Source organism: bacterium (assembly GCA_021372535.1).
Lineage (GTDB): Bacteria > Latescibacterota > Latescibacteria > Latescibacterales > Latescibacteraceae > JAFGMP01.
The window spans coordinates 13,174-35,230 of record JAJFUH010000038.1 but is presented as its reverse complement, the minus strand read 5'-3'; the positions used below and the strand labels follow the sequence as shown (position 1 = coordinate 35,230).

Sequence of the window (22,057 nt, the reverse complement as noted above, 5' to 3'; positions counted from 1 at the left end):
CGCTATTTCTTCGCTGCAAGGATGCGGTCTACCTCGAAGGCGATTTCCATCGCCTGATACTGCTGCCAGAGAGGAATAGGCGCGGTTTTTTTCTCCGAAATTGCAGCCGCGAAGGCTTGAATCTCCTCGAAATGCCCCTTGACACCCGCTGAGGAAATATCCGCTTCGCTTGTGCCGTACCCGGTGAGCGTAGTGTAATTATCGAGCACAAGCACCATGCCGTCGCAGAAAACATCGAGGTTTTCCTTCGGGTATTCGGCTGAACCGAGCGCCGTATAGGTAAGAGTCGCAATCGAACCGTCCTCGAACGTCATCGTCGCGGCGAAATTATCGCGGTAACTGCAGTAATCGGTCGCTGGCCTGATGGATTTTGCCTCGATGGCGGTTACCCGTGCATCGACGAGATAGGTGAAAAGATCGTAAATATGACATCCCTCGCCGATGTTCCGTCCACCTCCCTCCTCGCCGTGCACCCAGTGATCGAGCGGAATGTATCCGGCATTCATGCGGTAGTTGAGTATCATCGGATTTTTACGGCCGTTCGTGAGCTCCCGTATCCGCCGGGCGAATGGCGAAAATCGACGGTTGAAACCGGTCAGCAGAACCGGAGCCGCATTTTCGCCGGACGATTCAAAGACCTGCCTGATAGCTTCGAGCCCTTTCCTGTCCATGGAGAGCGGTTTTTCCACGAAGACATGTTTGCCTGCCCTGAGAGCCTTTTCGGTAAGCAGGGCATGGAGATGATGGCGGGTTGTGATGAAAACTGCATCGATATCGGGGTCTTCGATGACCTCCTGGAAATCCGTCGTCGAATAAGCGGCTCCGAACTGCTTTGCCGTCGCCACCGCATTATGCCCCACTACATCCGCTATGGCATGGATGGAATACACCTCGGACAGCTTTTTAAAGTTAGGCAGATGGATGCCCTTAGCAAATCCGCCAGCGCCGACCACGGCGACATGTATGCGTTTATCCACCACTACGGGATGGACTTCGGGATTCGGTATTTTCCGTCCGGGCTGAACGTCCATTCCGGCTTCGGGATACGACAGAAGGGCAATGAGCGGCTTGTCGGGGGAATATTTCAGGGTAAAATAAGCGTCCGACGCCGTTTCGACCGGAAACACCTTCTGTATGAGGGGGCCGACCGAAATTTTCTTCTCCGCCGCAAGACGTAGATATTCCATCATGTTACGGTTCTCGGTCCAGCGCACATAACCCGGCGGGTAATCGATCCCCTTTTCTTCATACCGTGCATCATATCGTCCGGGACCGTACGATGTTGAGATGAAGAAATCGAGCTCCTTGCGGTAAATATCGCCGCGACTGATTGTGATGGCCACATCGCCGACCAGAACAACTCTCCCCTTTCTCCGGCACATCTGGAAAGCCGTCGCCAGTATAGCTGACGGGCCGGAGGCGGTGATGATGACACAGTCTGCTCCCGTTCCTCCGGTAAGACGGTTCACCAGTTCGACTGGAACTCCCTGGCCGGGGTAGAGTCCGGTGTTCATCCCCAGCTTTTTTGCGAGGTCGATACGCTGCGGATCGAGGTCTGTCCCGATTACCCTGCAGCCGTTCGCTTTCAGAAGCTGGACGGTCATCTGCCCTAAAAGGCCAAGTCCGATGACCACGAACGTTTCCCCGATCTCCGGCTGAGCACGGCGCACACCCTGCATGGCTATCGAACCGAGCGCTACAGTGCTTGCCGTATCGAAATCCAGGCTGTCCGGCACGGGAACGAGGAGATTCCGCGGAACAACGATATATTCGGCATGATGCGCACACTGGGCTCCCGCACAGGCAACCCGGTCGCCGGGAGAGATGTCGCGGATGTTTTCTCCCGTTTCAAGCACGATACCGGCAGCAGAGTATCCAAGGGGATAAGCCACTGATATCTGCGCCGCGACCGATGTCGTCGCGAACTCCAGTCCGCGCTCCCTGATGATTCCCAGGAAGCGGAGTATTTTTCTCGGGTCCTTGATCGCCCGTTTCCACATGCCGGGCGATGTGAGAATCTGAACCAACAGGTAGGATCTCAGCCTGTTTATCGGCCATTTCAGTGCGCTCACGAAAAGCCTCCACAGGAAGCGTACGATTTTCCGGGGGTCTTTGATCGCCCGCTCCCACATACCGGGATCGGTGAGTATCTGCTTCCAGAGAGGGATGTGCACAACCGGTTGTTCAGGAACTGCTTCGGGAATAGCTTCAGGAACCGGCTCGGGCGGCTTCATCGCGGTTATTCCGCTAAGCTCCGTGCCGGTCGAGATGCACGAGCGAACGACTTTGACGAGAACCTCATCAGCACCCGGCGTCGGGGGCGGTATTTCCTCAACGACTGCCTTACCGTCTCTCAGAAAAACCTGTTTCATTCCAAACCTCGTATAGAGCTGCGTATCTTTATATTATCCATGTTGTCAGGGCATTTGTTATTCCTGACATCGTTCCGCTTGCTTCACGGTGGAATCAGACTCGTAATGGTTATTCCGGCGATGTATCCATCAGGAGCCTTTTCATCTCGAATGCAATATCCATTGCCTGAACCTGCTGCCAGAGGGGAACCGGCCACGGGCCTCCTTCGACTACAGCACGGGCGAATGCTTCGATTTCCTCCCTCTCCCCTTTCCCGTTCTGGCCGGACATGCGGACATCGGCGATACCATACCCGGTGAGCGCGGAAAAATCGTCAAGAACAAACACCCGGTTGTCACAGTAAATCTCGAGGAGATCCTTCGGATATCCGGATGAACCGAGCGTTGTACAGGTCAGTGTCGCGAGCGAGCCGTCCCCGAATGTAATCGTGGCGACAAAATTATCGCGGCTACTAAATTTCCCCTGCGGAGGCCGTATGGACAGTGCTTCGACAGACAGAGCGGGAGAATCGGTCAGACAGGTGAATAAATCGTATATGTGGCATGCTTCGCCGATATTTCTGCCGCCGCCTTCCGCGCCGTATAACCAGTGGTCGGGCGGGAGGAACTCCGCGTTCATACGGTAGTTGATCACCATCGGATTCGTACGGTTCTCCAAAATCTCACGGATACGGCTGACAAGGGGTGAAAACCGCCTGTTGAATCCTGTCATGAGCAGCGGCGCTCTCTTTTCCCCGGATTGCGAATAGAAATCGAGAATCGTATCGAGCTCCGTCCTGTTCATTGCGAGAGGGTTTTCCACAAGCACATGTTTGCCCGACTTCAGCGCCTTTAGGGCAATGTGCGCATGGAGGTTGTGACGGGTCGCGATAACAACCGCATCGATTTCGGGATTTTCCAGAATCTCTTCATAGTCGGCAGTGAAACGGCTGATCCCTAACTTTTCGGCGGCAGCTCGGGCATGTTCCCCGGTGCGGCAGGCAACCGCTTCAAGCGCATACAGGTCGGGATTCTGCCTGATATTCGGGATATGTACCGCCTGAGCGAACGATCCCGCGCCGATAACGGCAACACGGAGCGGTTTTGTTTTCACTGTCCTGATGGGAGTATCACACACCGTTTGTACGGGCTGTCCGGTCTCCGCCGTTTCCGGAAAGGACACGAGAATCGCGGAAGGTTTTCGGAGGGAACCGTTAATCGCGTCACAGGCATCCTGAATATTTTCGAGAGGATAGACTCCCTCGACAAGATAACGGGCGGTGACTATGCCTTCCGCCGCAAGGCGCAGATATTCCGCCATGTTCCGGCTGTCTGTCCAGCGCACGTATCCGAGGGGAAAATCGACACTTCCCCTTTCCCGCTCGCTATCCGATATGCCGGGTCCCATTGAAGCCGCGATGGAGATATCGAACTCATTCCCCTGAATACCGGCGAGGGAAAGAGAACAGATTCCCTCATCAACCAGCACTACGCGGGCCTTTTTACGGCATACGGCATATACCGCCATGAGGATGTCATCCGGACAGGGAACGGTGAGTATGATACCATCGGCGCCCATTCCCCCGGTTATGCGTTTAACATTTGCAACAAAGTCGCCGCTTCCGGGATCGAAACCCGAATCGAGACCATGTTCAAGCGCTTGCTGTAACCGCCCGGACACCGTATCGATACCCGTTACCCTGCATCCCTCCGCTTTCAGGAGCTGGAAGGTAATCTGGCCGGTCAGTCCCATTCCCACGACAATAAAGTGCTCCCCGAGCGTTGGCCGCGCCCTCCGTACACCCTGTAATGCAGCGGCTCCCGGCGCGACAAGAGCGGCCTCTTCGATGTTCAGTTTATCCGGCACGGGAACCGTAAGACTGTGATGGAAGCTCTTATACCCGGCATGACCTGCGGCATCCATGCAAACGCAGGCTACCCTGTCGCCGGGGAACAGGTCATGAACGTTCTTTCCTGCCTCCGCCACCGTTCCTGCAGCCGAAAACAGAGGTGGCGGATTTTCCCCTGAACGGACGTTTCCATTGCCCGGTGCGCTTCCTGTACCGATTGCCAGATACGACCGCTCGATCTTTACCAGTACCTCATCGTCGCCCGCAGCCGGAACGGGAACTTCATGAAACATCACCCGGCCGTCCTGCACTGTAATCTGTTTCATTCATTACCCCGTAATATCACTGTATATCGAAATGGTTGCGTATTTACATAACTAATTGTATTATAAATGGTTAGATATTGAAATGAGTTCGGGATGACCGTCATGCCGAACTCGTTTCGGCATCTATTTCAAAAAGAAGCGTAATAAAATATTTCGTCATGTATAAGTCCCGTTTATCTCATCCTTATCAACCGTTTTCATGTGTTCAAGCGCCCTTGAAATCCGCCCGTCCACCGGTTCCGCATCCGTTTCGATGGCAAGCGCCAGCAGAAATTCCTGTGTGGTATCCCATGTAAACACAACTTTCGGGGCGCTCAGCTTCGAGCCATACCCGGGTGCTACCGAGCTATCCTGCACGGTCATCACGGACGATTCCGGGCCGAGGGATACCACGTGAAGTTTATGCATTGCACTGTCGACTGCCGCGGTACGGTGTTCATAGAATCCCGGCGTTCCGATGCTGATTCCCGGAGTAAACGGGAGCGTGAACATATACGTGTGTTTCCCGTCTCCGGCAAACGTATCACGAATGAGCCAGACCTCGTCGCGCCTGTCGAAAAAAATTGCCCGACGGTGCATTACCGGGCTTTCCAGCCGCATATAACCGTCATGTTCCCCGACAAACAGGCTGTATGCGCCGGTTTCTTCCCACCGGAGAACACGGGGATGAGCGTCGTCCTTCATCTGGAACAGGATCATGGGATCAACGCGGTTCTGTTCCTCATCATCGACAGTTACCGTACTGTGCATCTTCGATGATCGGAAAAGATTCCGCGCATCGTAATCGGAGGTGTAGACATACGTTCCCGGGTCCATGATCCATGTCGTGCCTGCACCGTAGAGCTCGAATCCGAGCGAGTCGTTATGCGCATGACCGGCGTTCCCTTTCTGGCCGTTCGGGCAGGCGTTGATATTCATGTACCACGATCCGCTCCTCATAATATAAAAGCCGGAATCCCTGAAACAACATGAAGATAATTCAAGCGGCAGATTATCGGTGCTTTCGAACGCCACTTTGAGGTCATATGCCTTCTTCCCAAAAAGCCAGAGCGCCTCTTCCCATTCGTTTCCCGCCGAACGGGCGAAATCTTTACGGTCGAACAGCACCGCCCCGATGGAAAGAAGATACCGGTGATCGTACCATTCCCTGAGCGGGTCGTCCATCCATGCTTTCAGCCTGTGCAGGCGGCCATTGTCGTTGTCGCCGACAATGGGTACGGTGCCGTCCGGCTTGGTGAGGTGCATGACGAACTCCACCATCTTTTCGAGCCGCTCCATATACCCGGCGCTGAACGTATGTCCGTTCAGCCGGGCGAGAATCGTGGCCGACAGGAAAAACTCCGTCACCATCCGGTGGTAGGTCACCGATGCCTCGAAATCGACACCGTCCTCGTAAACCTGCCTGAACATCTCGTTTTCCAGCTCCCTGAGGCCGAATTCGCGCCATGACTGCGCCTCCCCGAATTCGGTAAAGAGAATTCCGAGGTATACGAGAGCGACGATGTTCGAGAGGTAGTGATTGCTTGTCAGCCATTCCGACCATTCGAGATTGTTTCTGATATGACGGCCGTGAATGAGGAGGCTTTTGAATAATTTTTCGAGAAACGGTTTGGTGAGCGACGGCGATTGTCTGAAGAGGTAATACCCCCATATCCAGTTGACCGCCCGTATCGCCACATCCATCGTGCAGGTCCAGTTGATTCCGAACTGGGGGGGATTGTGTTTTATCCAGCCGGTCACTTCGGAGACAAATTCACGGGCGTACCGTTCATCTTTGGCGAGCAGATACGCCTGACCGAGCCAGACAAGGTGCTGGGCGCGGCTCAGCTCCCATGGAACCTTGATGTCGAAGCCCACTTTATACGGCGCATACCGGACATCGGTGTAATATACCCAGGGGTCGAACCGGTGGCCCGTCTTGAAGTCCGTATGCCAGTCTATCGTGTCACCGAGCCGTATCGGACCCGAACCGAGGAGATCGAACACATGACCGCACACACGGTCGGCGGCGATTATAGTCTGCAATTCATGCTCTTTGAATCCGGTTTCGATTGCCATACGGATTTCTTCCGTGGACGTACCTGCGAAGAAAAAACGGGGCTCGCTCCGGGTGGCCATATGGTCGAGATACGATTTCCACGACTGCGAAAAAGGCAGCTCGAGACTCTGTAAAAAAGCGGCGTCGGAAAGTTCGGTTTTCCCGAGCTTTGCCTGAAGAATTCGTATTTTACGTGACCATCGAGCTTTAATCCTGCGTAACACCGTACGTATTCCCCCCGACAGTGTGATCGTCGCCATGCGATTACCGTAGTTACGGAGCCGTCCCATCAATCCCCTGAATATTCTTCCTGCCAGTGATACCGGATTCATGCTGTCTCACCCGATAGGCCGTGATCGCTTTCAATGATCGCGACGATACGCTCCGCGGCTTTCCCATCCCAGAATTTCGGCACTCGGGGAGCAGGTGTGATTCCCTGACCGATGATGGTGTTGAAGTGGAAGAGGATATCACGGGTGGTCAGGGGAACGAGACGGTTGGTTCCTTCAGTTATCGTCACCGGCCGTTCCGTATTTTCACGGAGCGTCATGCACGGAACACCGAGAATCGTCGTCTCCTCCTGAATTCCGCCGGAGTCTGTCAGAACGACAGCGGCATTATTCATGAGCCACAGAAAATCGAGATAACCGAGCGGGTCGGTAATTTCAAGATTTTTCATGGAAGCTATACGATCCGAAAATCCCATGTTCCCGATATTTTTACGTGTCCGGGGATGGATGGGAAACACGATCTTCATCTCATGCCCGATTGTCTCGAAAGCGCCGAGAATACTCCCGAAATTTTTGTAGTCATCGACATTGCTCGGACGGTGAAGCGTCACGGCGACATAGCGGCGTGGCGAAAGACCGAGCCTGCCGAGAATTGACGATTCCCGGGCTTTTTTGATGTTGGCGAGGAGCGTATCGATCATGACATTGCCGACAAAATGAATCTTTTTCCGGTCGATACCTTCCCTGAGAAGCTGGTCGACACCCGACTGCTCGCTGACGAACAGCATGTCGCTGATGGAATCGGTCAGAATCCTGTTGATCTCCTCCGGCATCGTCCGGTCGAAGCTTCGCAGGCCGGCTTCGACATGGATGAGCTTCACGCCGAGCTTCACCGCAACGAGACCGCAGGCGATGGTGCTGTTGACATCACCAACCACGAGAACATAGCGGGGCTTGAAATCGAGGACAACCGGCTCGAATCCCATCATGATTTTCGCAGTCTGGACAGCATGACTGTCGGAGCCGACCTCCAGATTTATATCGGGTTTGGGGATATCGAGCTCTTCAAAGAACTGGCGGGACATGTTCTTATCATAGTGCTGTCCGGTATGCACGAGAAGAGTTTCAAAATCCGGTTTTTGTTTCAAAATATGCATGAGGGGGGCAATCTTCATAAAATTGGGACGTGCCCCGCAAACACAGATAATACGTATCACAATCGTTATTCCTGTATAACAAGCCGGGTGGACAGTTTACCATATTCCTTATATTAACTGCTTTTATCGCATTTTACAATTCTCTTTTGCATATGTACATCAAAAAAATAAGTAATCCGTGTACATCAATCGTGTTTCTCCGATACCGGAGCTGCCCGGGAGGTCGCGGTGCAAAATGTTAGTCCGATTGAGTACTGGTACTGTGCTACACCGTTGCAGCAGAGGAACACTCCTGTGTCAGGAATCGGTTTACTCTCAGAAGCCGATGGGCGACAATTATCGTTACCGGGTATTGATAGGTAGAATTTTCATTTGAAACGAGAGAACAAACTATTAACATTATCCATATTACCTTTTTAAGCATCATATCGATTACGTTCACTCGATAATACGACTCGATAAAAAGGAGAATCGCATGCCAGGCAGGGAGCTCTACCAACGTTTGAAAACCGAAATCGATTCCATGGCGGTTGTAGACATGCATGAACACCTCATGTATCCGGAAGAGGACTATCTTGAAAAAAACGCCGATTTCGGGAGATTCACATCGTGGTATACCATCGATGATCTCATGAGCGCGGGTATGGAAATTCCCAATCTTCTGGAATACAGGGAGACACTCGGATCGGTGCTGCGTATCAACGGGCGAGCGCTTTCGCTCGATGAGAAATGGAAGTATATAAAGCCGTACTGGGAACATTCCCGCTATACCGGATACTGCCGCGCCGCGCGGTATTCAATGAAAAAACTGCTCGGAATCGACGACCTGACCGACGGCACATACCATGAAGTTACGGAAAAACTCGCTGCGCTCATGAAACCGGGCGTCTATCGGAAACTGTTCGGAGAAATCTGCGGAATCACGCACATTGTGAACGATATCGACACCATGGCGCTTCCGGGGGCATACGAGCGGATGGACCGCGAGCTCCTGCGGTTTGTCTCGCGGTTCAGGCATTTTTCCTATATGTACCTGCCGGGAGGACTTGCCAATCTGGAAAAAATGTTCGGCAGGACAATCCGTAACATCGATCATCTCCTCGATGTCATGGACGAACAGTTCGACCGCTGGAAAAAGGACAAACGGATCGCGCTCAAGATTGCCGATGCCTACCTGCGGGACCTGCACTACGAAGACAGCACCCGTGACGAGGCCGAGCGGGTGATGAAGCGTATCTTTACGCTGCGGCGGCTCCCGCATCTCGAAGAAACTCTCTCGTTCGCAGAAGCCCGCCCCTTCGAGAATTTCGTCCTGCACCGTATCCTCGACCGCGCCGAGGAGCATGGTTTCCCGGTGATTGTTCACACCGGCATCCAGACCCACATGGGCAACGAAGTTGTAAATTCGCGGGCTTCCCTGCTTACGAATCTTTTTGTCAAATACCCGAAAGTACGGTTCCATCTCCTTCATTCGGGCTACCCGTGGATGAAGGAAACGGCATGCCTTGCCAAACAGTTCCCCAATGTGTCGCTCGACCTGACATGGGTACATATCATTGTCCCGGAAGGCGCCCGTGAGGGGCTTTCGCATATGCTCGACCTGGTTCCGGTAAATAAAATCCACGGATTTGGCGGTGATGCGCTCGTACCGGAAACGGTCTGGGGTTCTCTCGAGATTGCGCGGGAAAATATCGCCCATGTTCTTGCGGAGAAGGTGACCATGGGGCTCATGACCGAAACCGAGGCTGTGGACGTCGCGGCACGGATTCTCAGCGGAAACGCCCGAAATCTGTTCAGGCTGGAATGAGGAGCTGAGCGGTAAATGGACAGGATTCTCAGCCGTCACCAAAGACTGACTATTCGTGAAATATGCTTAACCATAAAGGCAGAAAGAGACATAATATATTATTAATACTATATATAGCTACAATTAAAAAAGTCGACATGCATACAACGGTATATAAAAATCAAATCCGCGAAAATCCGTGTTCTATTTAAAAATGTGAACAGATCGAGCTAAAAGGGAACGGAGTAATACAGGAGCTCGGATTCGATGATTTCCGGCGGATTGTCGCCGCTCTGAATTTCCTGGGTCTGTTTAACCAGACCTATATCGCGGGCGAGCCACCATGTCACCGTGTTTTTCTCATTCCTGGCGGGACGGTTATCGGAATAGACGGTTTCCCTTACCGTGGTTATGGCGAATATCGCGCAGTCCCCGTATGACCCGCTTTCGACTTCAACAGCGCCGGTTGTCAGTTTTCCCGTAATCACAACATCCGTTACCGCATCAACGAGACTGAGCTTATCCCGGTAAATTTCCCACGTATCCCCGATTTTCGCAGAGAAATCGAAATAAGGCCATTCGTGCTCTCCGGCACTCATTACGAAGGCAGGCATCGCCGCTCGCCGGCGCTGTGAATTTTCCGGCAGAGGCAGCGCTGCGGTATTGCCCATGTAGACGTAGACAACGTTATTCTCGATACGGAAATAGTTTTCGGTCTCTGTCCCTTCTACACAAAAAACAGCGTATTCATGACCTTCTTGTGTTTTTTTCCCGGTTATAGCCAGGGTGCTGGTTCCTTCAAGGCCATTTCCGTACGTATCCCGGTATGTCCATGAAGTGTTTTCCTTCAGGGGAAAATACCGTTCGGCCCGAAGCCTGTCTCCGCTGTCATCATGATCGAAAATACAACCTGCCAGAGAAAGTACAAGAAGCGCCGGAGCGATAAATGAAAACCGTTTCATATATAAAATCCACCGTTATATGATTTTCGATAACTTACAAACTATATGATATAGTACGCCCGGCAGAAATGAAAAGAACAAAAAAATCTGCTGCCATTTTTCATGATTGAATATCGTATGCGTTACGGAACAGGAGAACAAACTGCTGGAACATATGCGGGTCGAACTCTTTTGCCATTTCCTTTCTCAGGATAAGTAATGCGGAAAACGAACTTTTACTCTCCTTTTTGTAAGGACGATGAGATGTGAGCGCTTCAAAAACATCGGCAATACTGCAGATTTTACTGTACAGGTGGATTTCATCTTCATGTAAACCGTACGGGTACCCTCTCCCGTTGTTACGTTCATGGTGCTGCATGACGATTGTTTTTATGTCATTATTGCAGATTTTAAATTGATTCAGGAGTTTATAACCTTCCGTCGGATGCAGCTTGAGACTTCTCCACTCGTTATGAGTCAGAGGGCCGGCTTTATGCAGAACTGACTGAGGTATCATGCTTTTACCGATATCATGGAGGAAAAATCCGGCGGCGATTTCACGCATATTATGGAACGGGTCATTACCCAGAAGCATTTTTGCCAGACCCAGCGCAAAGATACCGACATTGACAGAATGTGTCGACAGACTGAAACTGTATGATGTCAGGCGAATAAGCTCGCTGATGGCATCTTCATCTTCGAGTACAAAATCAGTCACGGATGATATCGAGGATTTGAATAACCGTATTATTTCAAGCTTTGGCTGTTCGAAAAGAATCCGGGCAACACCGGTGATTCCCGCATGGGAAAATTGCGCCTTTTCATTGACAGTCATGTTCGGATTGCCGAGAATGTCAGTGAGATTATCGGCCAGATATTGGCTGTAGTATTTGGAATCGTTCGCATGGATAAAAACCGACATGATTCCTTTGCTGAGAAACCCGTCGAGATTTTCATCGGTAAACGGTTCTCCCTTAGAATGAAAGAACTTATATTCATCCTCTATCTTATTATAAATATTGAAATACGGCTCTGAATCGATCCTTATCGAATTAAGTGGTACCTCATAATAAACCTGATCCATAGTCTGAAACATAAAACTCTGTCTCCCGAATAAACGTATTTCTTGTTGAAATACTCACTATCATGCTACTATGCTACCTGAATTTACTAAAGTCAAGTTTAAAAACAATCTTAAATCAAAAATCAGTAAATGTTTTATGTATTTGGCTGTAATTTAAAACGATTAAAAGGACATACAAAAACCGGAACAGCCGGACACTCGATTATTTCATCAAACACATATACTTATCCGGTTATATCTTATAAAAAGCATGGAAGTTCAAATATTTTCACTACTGAGACACGGAGGGCATGGGAACAGCAGGAATGATTATCGGAAGCCAGATAATGATATCTGTCAGGAACAGAGGATATTCAAGGAAAAGTATCAGGCAATCATTACGATAACTGTACGACAGTTTTAGGTTTCGACTGCTCGAGTGCTTCGCGGAACAGAAGGACAAACTGCTGGAAAAAGAACGGATCGAATTCATTCATCATTTCATTCTTCAATATCAGGAGAGCGTTAAAGGAGCTTTCGTTCCTTTTTTTATATGGTCTGGTCGCAGTAAGGGCTTCGAACGAATCGGCGATACTGCATATCTTACTGTATATGTGAATACCGTCACCTTTGATGCCGATGGGATAACCTTTACCGTTTTTCCTTTCATGGTGCTGTGTTGTGATGATTTTTATTTCATTACTGTTGAGATTGAACTGATTGAGGAGTTTGAATCCTTCGGTGGGGTGACGTTTCATGGTTTTCCATTCGCTGTGAGTCAGCGGACCGTTTTTATAGAGAATCTGTCCGGGTATGAGACTTTTACCGACATCATGGAGAAAAAATCCCGCCGAAATTTCCTTGATATTATGACTGGGATCGTCGGCCAGGAGATTTTTCGCGAGGCCTGTCGCATACATACCGACATTGATAGAATGGGTTGAAATACCGTATTTGTTCGAAGTCAGGCGTATGAGGGTATAAATTGCTTCTTCATATGTAAGGATATATTCGGCCAATGTTGCGACGGATGTCATGTACTGTTTAAGGGTTTCTTCGCTGGGTTTATCAAAAAAGGTAAAGGCGATGCTGCGTATAGAAACATTGGCGATTTCGGATTTTTCCTTGAGAGAAACATCGGGGTCTTTGAGCGTTTTTGAAAGATTTTCCGAAAGATACTGTAAATAAGCCTCCGTATCCTGCTTACGGATATAGACATAAACTATTTTATTTTCAATAAGCTTGTTGAGAACACCCTCGGTTAATTTTTCGCCTCCGCTGTGATAGAGTACATAATTATCGACAACTTTAATGTATATACTGAAAGACTGCAATGTGTTGACACGCATAGTTCGGAGATAAATGGGAATGAATTCTGCAGGTGGTGTCTGATCCATTTCAGTCTATAACCTCGAAAAAGTACCGTATTATATTTTTCAGTACAAACCATAAACATTCCTGGTACAGGTAACTATTATTAATAACCTTTGTCAGGAACGGAGTGTTTCATTGTAATACGATTAATCAAAAGCCATATCAGATAATGCAGGTGTTGTCAAAACCTGATCCGTAGTAGGAAGGATATAAAAATCTTGAGCAAGAGGAAAGTTATTTTTTAGCAACCCCCTATTTTTTTAAAATACTTCTCATGGTTGTGCCGTGGGAAATACTCAGTATCCTCACGGAATTTCTTATAATAAGGTATGATCAAACAGGGCAACCATACCGGATGAACGGGAATTCCGGGCTTTTATATGCAGAGCATGAATCCGATTCATGTATTACGTATGGTATTTTTTTATATATGGGATGTCCCGAAGGTATTTCGGAAAAGGAGAACGAATTGCTGAAAAAAGAACGGATCGAATTCCTTGAGCATTTCATTTTTCATGGTGAGAAGAGCGTTGAACGAGCTGTCGTGACGTTTTTTATAAGGCCGGTGGGATGTGAGCGCCTCAAAAATATCTGCGATCAGGCATATCTTGCTGTACATGTGGATCTGATTCCCTTTCAAACCCCGGGGATACCCTTTTCCGCTGTTACGCTCATGGTGCTGGGTAACGATTATTTTGATTTCCTCGCTGCGGATATTGTTGTTCGTAAGAAGCTTGAATCCCTCTGACGGATGGAGTTTCATGGTTTTCCATTCGCTGTGGGTCAGGGGTCCCGGTTTGTTCATGATACTCTCGGGGATCAGGCTCTTGCCGATATCATGGAGGAAAAATCCCATTGCAATTTCCTGTATTTTGTGCGCCGGATCATTGCGTAAAATTGTTTTTGCGAGTCCCGTGGCAAAAATACCAACATTAATGGAATGATTCGGAATGGTGAAATTGTATGATGTCATACGGATGAGTGCATATATTGCTTCTTCATAATTAAGGATAAAATCCGTTGCCGAAACAACGGACTGCCTGAAGAGTTTCAGATTGGCGGGGTCAGGCTGTTCGAAAATATAATGGGCGATGGTTCTAATGGAGTAATTAGCTATTTCGGCTTTTTCTTCGACAGATGTAACTGGATCCCGAAGAATCAAGGAAAGATTTTCGGCAAGGTACTCATTATAAGCACCGGTATCTTTTTTCCTGATATACACAAACGTTATTTTATTATAGATGAGTTTATTGAGCACCTCCTCGTTGAGTCGTTCACCCCCGGTATGATAGAGCACATAATTATCAGCAATCTTGATATAAATACTGAATAGCTGTAATGTGTTGGCTCTCATGGTGCCGAGATATATCGGTACATACGTTTCCTGATCAGGAACGGCATTCATGGTTTTTCCGGATTCCGGTGCTCATCAAGAGATCGAAGAAAAGATATCTTCTTGCATGCTCGACGGCGAAAAATGTTGTCAGGTTGTTTAATTCATAAAAAAAATTACCACTAAAACACAAACACACATAATAGATTATTTTTACTATCATTAGTAATTATTAATCGTTCACATCTTAAAAGGTATTAACAATTCTTGAAAATCCACCCGATCCGCAAAAATCTGTGTTCAATTAAAATATGTGAATAGAGCGGGCCAGGTTGTTGTCCCCGAATCATTAATCGGGGATCAGTTCTGACCCTTGACGGCTCAGACAGTGTTTTTCGCTATGCTTTATATCTGTTAAATAATGCACATTATAAGAAAAAAAACCACATATTTTATTGTTAATGCGTAACATTATTGATTATATTATTATATGAGGTTGATATAATGTCAAGACATAATTAGTGATTCCAAAAGAATCCTGAAGACAGGATGGTTGTATGGCAGGGACAAATGGTGCAAAGAATCGAGGCGGGCAGTGATTTTTATTGTTCATAGTGACAATGCCCGGTAAATTGTTCCATTAAAAAATTTTATAAATGATAGAAGTGATTTATACCCTGTATTGTCAATGTCTGATAAAGACCATAAGCGCTCTTGTCAGAATGGAATTGTTGTCGTATTATATAACAACTCCTGTTTCACTTGAAAAAACCTGTTCCTCATGATATGGAGAACTTACGATGGACCAGAAACAAGACAACGCGTCCGAACAGTTCGGATTCAATGATATAACGAGGCTGATCACCGATGAGGATGCGGACCTCCTCATGAATTTTTCATCCTCCCAGGAAACAAAATGGGAGATACTGATAGGGTCTCCGGACGATGCCCTGTGTAAACTTGTGGCGGAACTCTTCGAGAACGATCATCGGATCAACATCACCATTGCGCAGACAGGATGCGATACCCTCGTCGACTGTTCCAGGATTCTTCCCCATCTCGCGATCATCGATGAAAAATTCCCCGACATTCCTTCATCGGAAGTGATAAAGTGCATCAAGAGACGTGATGAATTGAAAGATACCAGGATACTGTATGCCATGGAGTCCGAAAAGAGCGCGCCGCCTCCTGAAGGGGAAATTGACGATTATTTTTACAAATCCAATAAAGACAATACCTACATGACGAGAAAACTGAACACACTTTTATTTTCGTCCAATCAGATTCCCGCTCTGAAACGGCGATGGCCCCGCCTCGATGTGGATATCGCGGCGCAGATCCAGGTTTACAGTACTTCCGATCCCATCCATTGCATCAACGGCTCTGCACAGGTAAAAAACATCAGCAGCACCGGCGCCTTTCTTGCAAATATAAACCTCGATGAAAAGCTCAATCCCGAGGATACATACAGAGTGCTCCTGAAAATCGACCAGCCGCCCCTCAGCAACTGGGTGGCGGAGTCAATCATGCTGCATGTGAGACCCGATAATACGGCGGGATTGAAATTCATCAACCTGTCGAAACAGAACCGTCTCAAAATGGCGAATATGTTCGAACAATAACTCCGGAGTTTTTCACTCCCGGCAGGAACTTCACCGGAGTCGCACCGGATAGGGAATGATTTCGATGGGCGGAATGGTTTTCAGGCTTATGGTTATTTCTTCAGGGTATAGGTCTCGAGCTCGATCAGATAATTTCCGAAAAAATCCCCCTCGGATGTCGCCTTGACAAGTCCGACGCTCTTCGCATACCATGTGCTGTATCTCATCTCCATTCTCTGCGTGTTCTCGCCTTCCCCGGTGCTGTATACATTGACAAATGTTTCGTAATTATCATACCGCGTACACCCTTCGAATGTTCCGGCCGGTACCTGAACCGTTTCAAGCCCGACATACGTTGCGGTGAGAGTATAGGTGGTTTCTCCGTTTGTTTCCGGAATGGTGTTGTCGACGACAAGCCAGGATTCACCGGGATTTTTCGTAAAGTCGAGAAGAGGCTCCTCGTGAGCGAAGGGAACGAAATATTTTTCGTTTTCAAAGTAAAAACGATAGAGAATACCGTTGTCGATACGGTAATACGAATACTTGTCGCTGTCGGTCGATTGAAGAATATAGTAGGGAGTACCATGGAAGTTCATTATCCCGGAAAAAAACCGGATCATGGTACTGCGGGATTCGAGCGAATCCAGAAAGGTCGTTACCGTGTAGTTCCTTGTCAGCTTCGGATTGAGCGGGAAGTATGAATCGAGATACTCCCCCTTGATGTCGTCCTTTTTATCGCTGTCGAAAATACAGCCGGCAGTTCCGAGAACAAGGATTAAACTTAAGAGCAGCGTCAGATATCTCATAGTACTTTCAAACGGTATTCATGAAAACTAACTGTCGAGAATTTCAACCGGTTATAATATACCATCTTTCGTCTGCCAGTGCAATACATCCCTGATGCGGTGTCGTACAGGCATATGCTGTTTATACGGCAGGTCACCCTCCCGAGGCCTATAAAACTCAGGTATAATCGGGATTGAGATTACCTGTACTGTGCTTGTCGCTCCATTTATTCGATTGTTTCCGGCACTGTTTTTAATTATAATAGCGGGTAAATTATTTTATTAAATATATACATATGTACATTCATACAAACTGCTTTCTGCAGAATGGGGATTTATTTGTCTTTTTGCAAAGCGGGAACTGAATTCGGAGTCGGTCGTTTAAGCCTCAATGATATCGGGACCGGAAGGTGGTTCACATATCAGGCGATTTGGAGAACTATTCACCTATAAACTATAAGTGTAAAAAAGTACTGAGGGAGAAGAATTCATGAGTAAAGTGCTGAAGAGTATGAGCGTATGCTTTGCATTATTCGCCATGATTGTTTCCGTTGCACAGGGCCAGGCAAACGCGCCCCGTGGTGAACGTCAAGGTGAACGTCAGGGCGAGCGTAGACAGGCGCTTACCGCTCCGAAAGTCGTTCCCGGATCGACTGCAGAGATGCAGTCGGCCGATTTCTGGATTTCCCGTATCAAGGATCCCGACAAGATCATATTGACCCCGGCACAGATACGGGAGCTCAATAAAAAGAACAGCACGCGCGGTTCAGAATTCACCGATGCTTTCGGGAATCCTTATTCGATTCAGCAGGTACTCGACGATAAGGACCTCATCGGAATCATGTACCATGTCGAGGATCCGCTCTCGATCACTTCTTTTCCCGCCGACAGCCTCCGCGCTCGTATCGAGCGCTCGAACAACTGGTTCAATAACCGTAACCTCTACGATCGAAGAAACATGAAGTACGACGAGGACATGAAAAATGAGCTCATCGACATGACCAATGTGTCTTCGATTCCCGCAAAGATCATTACCCCGCGGTATGGAATTCTCGTGAAGCATACGCTCGACAGAGTGATGCCCACCAACCTGCCGGCAAGCGGCGGTCCGGGCGGCTGGCTCGATAGTTTCCAGTCGGGAATGATTGATTACGGCCAGCCGGTTGCGGTTCTCCATGTGTCGAAGGATCATGACTGGTATTACGTGCGGAGCGAAATCTGCTTCGGCTGGATACCCGCGGTCAATGTGGCTTTCGGCTCTCCGAAGGAAATCGGCGACTACATCAACAGCACGGATTTTATCGTCGCTACCTGCCACAAGGTGCCGATTTATGCCGACAAAAACTTCGATGTGTTTATCGAGGATTTTTACATGGGCGCAAAAGTCAGGCTCACCAGGAAAACCGCCGACGGTTACGAGGTAAGCTATCCGTACCGCAAGCCGGATGGCTCGTTCGGCATGGCTGCCGGATGGGTGAAACCCGATGCGCGGGTCAGTGTCGGCTACCAGCCTTTCACCCAGCGTAATGTCATCAATACCCTTTTCACCCTGCTCTACCGTCCCTACGGCTGGGCGGATTCATACAACGAACGAGACTGCTGCGGGATGGTTCGTGTTGTCCTCAGAACGTGCGGTATTTATACCGGCCGATGGACAACCCACGAGCTGCATGCTTCAGACCATGTCGTCATGTTCCCCCGCTCGACTCCGAAAGAGAAAAAATACGAGTTTCTCAAGGGATGCGAGCCCGGAATATGCTTTGTCGGTGACGGCGGCCATATATCGACGTATCTCGGCGAGGTGGACGGTAAGCATTATGTGATCCACCAGTCCGGTTACAGCTATAACAGCGAGGACGGTACAAGAATGAATGTCAACCGCGTCAATGTCAACGATACCGAACTCGAAGGCGGTTCAAACATCGGCAGCTGGACGGAGATTACAACAATCAAGCCTTGATACACCGTAAAATGTTGTACTTTTTCATTGAGCTCCGCTGTGCATTCTGTAAAACAGAAGATGCAGCGGCGTTTTTTGTGGAAGGTTTATGGTACAATGGTGTTGTTTTCATTTCCGGTTTTGCATATTTTCTGAAAAGCTTGGTTTTTTCTCTTTTTTGTTTATTCAATAAGCTCATAATCACTAATGTATTTCCCAAGTATTGTCATTCCCAAGAACGAAGTGAATTGGGAATCCAGTATTAACTTCGCTCTGTCATGAGCATCAGGTGATGGATTCCCGTTTTCACGGGAATGACACGTTAACATGAAAAAAACATCTCATCTGTAAGTTTTATGCACTAATTGAATAACCAAATTTTTTTTAAAACGAAAGGCCATCCTTGGATTCTCATATAACCATACGGACAGCTGCCGTGGGTGATTTAGCGGATGTATTTTCTTTGGAACAGGAAGTGTTCGGGGTTCATGGCTATCCACTGTTTTTTTTCCGTCAGGCGCTTGATGTGTTCGGCAATCTGCTCCGCATCGCCGTAAACGATACGGGAACCATCGCCGGGTATGTTCTCGGCGCTTTGAAGCCGGAAAACGGAGCGTGCTGGATACTTTCGCTCGCCGTGAAAAATGAATACCGCCGCATGGGTATTGCGACGGGACTCATGCTCGATGCGATCGACGTATTGTCCTCCAAAGGAGCGGATGAAGTGTTTCTGACCGTTGCACCCGGAAACACAGATGCACGGGCATGTTATCGCGCCCTCGGTTTCCGTGAGACGGAGACCGTGGATGATTATTTCGGGCCCGGGGAGACACGCATAATCATGCGTAAAGACCTGTGACATCTCCGGAGCAGGGTCTCCGTTTTCAGACGGCATCCACAGCAATCGTTGTTACCCGGATTGTTCACACGCATGCGGCTTACGGTTTTTCCTTCTTCCTGAAAAATAGCGGTATTACGTCTCTATCCTGTACACCTCGTGGATCGCGAGCGGCTCCGCGGTGAAGGTCAGCCAGCCGTCCGAATAGGCGGACGGTATGGTTTTCCCGCCGGGAACGGTTGTGACTCCCGCCGGTTTCCGGGCAAGCTGCAGCCTGATACGAATACCATGCACGACGGCGAAATCCTGTACCTGCGGGGTACCGACCTCGCGCTTGTCGCCGGAGTAGTTGACGAGGTGGACGAACAGTTCCTTCCCCCGGCGGTTATAGAAAACCTCGACGTTGACAGGGGTGTTTTCGAGAACAATGGTGCGAGCTTCGGGCGGGTACACCTGTTCGAGCATCCAGAGGCCGAGCTTCCGCTGCACCGGTGTGCTTTCACGGTAGTATGAGTCGAACAGTTTCGCGGCGCAGTAGACAGCCCTGCCTTTTCCATACATGTTCACCGTCACCCCGGGGCCTTCCGGTGAAAGAGCGGGCGGCGGTGTGCCATTTTTGATTCCCTCGAACGGCGGAACCAGTTCGATCAGTGTCTTCGCGGTCGTGGTTTTAACCCGGCCATACGGGCCCATGACCTGTATATCCATTGCCGGAATGCCGTGACTGTCGATTCCGGTTTTTGTCCGGAGGTAACAGTTCGCCGTATCGGATGTGCCCAGGTAATCCACACCGAGTACATCGGCGAGCGCGCAGTTTTTGAGGGATTTGTTGTCCGTATCTCTCGTTCCTGTCTCACCGGTTGCAAGGAGCGCCCCGCCGTTCTTTACGAAGGCCCGTATCGTTTCGCATTCACGGTCGCTCAGGATGCGCTGGTCGGGTAGTACAAGCGCCCGGTAAAGGCTCAGACTGTCACATAAGCCTCCGCTGTTGAGGATTCCCATCTGGATATGCCCATCGATTAGCGCCTTGTGGGCGCCGCACACAGGGTAGTATGCCGGACTGGGAATCCATGCCGGTGTAGGCGCCATGGGCATTTTTGACCAGACCGAGTCGGGCGAATGAAGCACCGCTGTATCGGTGACCGGCATGCAGTTCTTCACATAGGGTTCGAGCTCGCGGGTGCGCCTGTTGACAGCGCCGAACACTTCCATGACCGCCGGATCGGGGTTGCCGTGCGGGTAAGGGATATCGGAGAGATAGGTTCTTCCGCAGGCGGCGAGAAGAATGGCGCATTCGCTCATGAACGCCTCGGGCTCGCGGAGCGAGTATTCTCCCCAGGTATTTCCGCGGGTGTTCATGCAGCTCCAGGTAATATCCGGGAGTGTGGAGACATACCGGGCTTCGAGGGAAAAATTCCATGAATAAAGACCGACTTTCGGTACAGGAGTGTCCCATGTTATATGGTGGACATACCGAGGCGGGGTTACCGGATACCGCATCATCCATGCGTAATTATTGATGATTTCAATATCGGGCTTGACTTCGGCAAGGGCGCGCTGGACCTTTTCCATGTGCGCTTCCATGTGACGGTTCGCCCATTTGCGATAGGCGAACGCTTTCGGATCGCTGTCACCGGACGGCATCGCGCCCCCAACCTCATTGGCGAAATATTCGCGGCAGTATTTGCACCAGCAGTTGTCCTGGAGATACTGCTGCATGACAATGTCCACAAAAAATCCGTCGATGTCGTAGAGCGCGATAATTTCCTTCATCTGGGGTATACCGATTTCATCGACATAGGGAGAATTGAAGCACATCATGGCGGATTCGGGGATTGCGCTTTTTTCGACAACCGTCTTCTTTGAATCGGTGTTACGGATCCACTCGGGGTGCTCGTACTGGTGACGGCGCTCCATACCGAGCATGAAATACAGGATTCGCCGTATTCCCCTTTTTTTCAGCGCGGCGGTCAATTCCCCGGTGAAATCCCTGTCAAGCCCGGGATGCACGACGCCGATTTTCGTGGGATAGTACGAATATCCCGCCCAGCATTTCGAGAAGTAGCTGACCATCTGTATTCCGGCTTCTTCATACATCTGAGCGGTCGCTTCGGCATCGAAATTCCTGTATATCTCTCTGAAGCCTCCGAAATGTGCATCGATGTGAAACTGCCGGTACATAGTGTCAAACCAGCCCGCGGAATGTCCGGTTTCCTCGGCTGATGCGTTGTAGACGGGCCTGATACCGGCGGCGAAAGCTGTTCCTGCGGCAATTCCCGCGTTCCGCATAAAATGACGGCGTGAAAGGTATGTCTGACCGGATGATGCCATGGTTACCTCCGTATGTACATGATGAAAAACACGATAATCACCGTGTATGACACAAAACCGCAATGCAGCTCCTGATAAAGGAGCTGATAGCCTAATTCCCATTAATATCGTGTA

The 22,057-nt window shown here is 49.4% G+C and carries 15 protein-coding genes; 4 read left to right on the top strand and 11 right to left on the bottom strand.

Going from position 1 to position 22,057, the window contains the following annotated elements:
• Positions 1 to 2: 2 nt before the first annotated feature.
• The 5 genes from LLG96_03915 to LLG96_03895 all read right to left on the bottom strand — a co-directional run bounded on the left by LLG96_03915 (position 3) and on the right by LLG96_03895 (position 8,055).
• On the bottom strand, positions 3 to 2,372 hold the full coding sequence (locus LLG96_03915; protein ID MCE5249346.1) for a bi-domain-containing oxidoreductase: 2,370 nt from the start codon (positions 2,370 to 2,372) through the stop codon (positions 3 to 5).
• 109 nt (positions 2,373 to 2,481) lie between these two features.
• Entirely contained in the window at positions 2,482 to 4,527 is a 2,046-nt protein-coding gene (locus LLG96_03910) for a Gfo/Idh/MocA family oxidoreductase (protein MCE5249345.1), read from the bottom strand.
• Positions 4,528 to 4,683: 156 nt separating this feature from the next.
• Entirely contained in the window at positions 4,684 to 6,897 is a 2,214-nt protein-coding gene (locus tag LLG96_03905; GenBank protein ID MCE5249344.1) for a heparinase II/III family protein, read from the bottom strand.
• Positions 6,894 to 7,970 (bottom strand): UDP-N-acetylglucosamine 2-epimerase (non-hydrolyzing), encoded by a 1,077-nt coding sequence (gene wecB / locus LLG96_03900; GenBank protein ID MCE5249343.1) that lies wholly within the window; start codon positions 7,968 to 7,970, stop codon positions 6,894 to 6,896. The genes LLG96_03905 and wecB overlap by 4 nt, the downstream gene beginning before the upstream one ends.
• A complete protein-coding gene (locus LLG96_03895; protein ID MCE5249342.1) occupies positions 7,921 to 8,055 on the bottom strand; it encodes a hypothetical protein in 135 nt (44 codons plus the stop codon). Before LLG96_03895 ends, wecB begins: the two co-directional genes overlap by 50 nt.
• 372 nt (positions 8,056 to 8,427) lie before the next feature.
• Between LLG96_03895 and LLG96_03890 the strand changes: the two genes are divergently transcribed.
• The gene (locus LLG96_03890; protein MCE5249341.1) at positions 8,428 to 9,759 is read left to right on the top strand and encodes an amidohydrolase; all 1,332 of its coding nucleotides are present in this window, start codon (positions 8,428 to 8,430) and stop codon (positions 9,757 to 9,759) included.
• 209 nt (positions 9,760 to 9,968) lie between these two features.
• Here LLG96_03890 and LLG96_03885 read toward each other — a convergent pair whose 3' ends face one another.
• The 4 genes from LLG96_03885 to LLG96_03870 all read right to left on the bottom strand — a co-directional run bounded on the left by LLG96_03885 (position 9,969) and on the right by LLG96_03870 (position 14,521).
• The gene (locus tag LLG96_03885; protein MCE5249340.1) at positions 9,969 to 10,700 is read right to left on the bottom strand and encodes a hypothetical protein; all 732 of its coding nucleotides are present in this window, start codon (positions 10,698 to 10,700) and stop codon (positions 9,969 to 9,971) included.
• Positions 10,701 to 10,800: 100 nt separating this feature from the next.
• Positions 10,801 to 11,775 (bottom strand): HD domain-containing protein, encoded by a 975-nt coding sequence (locus tag LLG96_03880; protein ID MCE5249339.1) that lies wholly within the window; start codon positions 11,773 to 11,775, stop codon positions 10,801 to 10,803.
• A gap of 365 nt (positions 11,776 to 12,140) precedes the next feature.
• Positions 12,141 to 13,139, bottom strand: coding sequence for an HD domain-containing protein (locus tag LLG96_03875; GenBank protein MCE5249338.1), 999 nt, complete (start codon positions 13,137 to 13,139; stop codon positions 12,141 to 12,143).
• Positions 13,140 to 13,540: 401 nt separating this feature from the next.
• A complete protein-coding gene (locus LLG96_03870; protein MCE5249337.1) occupies positions 13,541 to 14,521 on the bottom strand; it encodes an HD domain-containing protein in 981 nt (326 codons plus the stop codon).
• Between the two features lie 728 nt (positions 14,522 to 15,249).
• Between LLG96_03870 and LLG96_03865 the strand changes: the two genes are divergently transcribed.
• Positions 15,250 to 16,071 (top strand): PilZ domain-containing protein, encoded by an 822-nt coding sequence (locus tag LLG96_03865; GenBank protein ID MCE5249336.1) that lies wholly within the window; start codon positions 15,250 to 15,252, stop codon positions 16,069 to 16,071.
• A gap of 92 nt (positions 16,072 to 16,163) precedes the next feature.
• Here LLG96_03865 and LLG96_03860 read toward each other — a convergent pair whose 3' ends face one another.
• Positions 16,164 to 16,856, bottom strand: coding sequence for a DUF3108 domain-containing protein (locus LLG96_03860; GenBank protein MCE5249335.1), 693 nt, complete (start codon positions 16,854 to 16,856; stop codon positions 16,164 to 16,166).
• A gap of 469 nt (positions 16,857 to 17,325) precedes the next feature.
• Here LLG96_03860 and LLG96_03855 point away from each other — a divergent pair, with 469 nt between their 5' ends.
• Both LLG96_03855 and LLG96_03850 read left to right on the top strand, forming a co-directional pair.
• Positions 17,326 to 18,795, top strand: coding sequence for an SH3 domain-containing protein (locus LLG96_03855; GenBank protein MCE5249334.1), 1,470 nt, complete (start codon positions 17,326 to 17,328; stop codon positions 18,793 to 18,795).
• Positions 18,796 to 19,210: 415 nt separating this feature from the next.
• Positions 19,211 to 19,633 carry a GNAT family N-acetyltransferase gene (locus LLG96_03850; protein MCE5249333.1) on the top strand — a complete coding sequence of 141 codons (423 nt, stop codon included), beginning with the start codon at positions 19,211 to 19,213 and terminating at the stop codon, positions 19,631 to 19,633.
• Positions 19,634 to 19,747: 114 nt separating this feature from the next.
• Here the strand turns inward: LLG96_03850 and LLG96_03845 are convergent, their stop codons facing one another.
• The gene (locus LLG96_03845) at positions 19,748 to 21,943 is read right to left on the bottom strand and encodes a beta-galactosidase trimerization domain-containing protein (protein MCE5249332.1); all 2,196 of its coding nucleotides are present in this window, start codon (positions 21,941 to 21,943) and stop codon (positions 19,748 to 19,750) included.
• Positions 21,944 to 22,057: the final 114 nt, after the last annotated feature.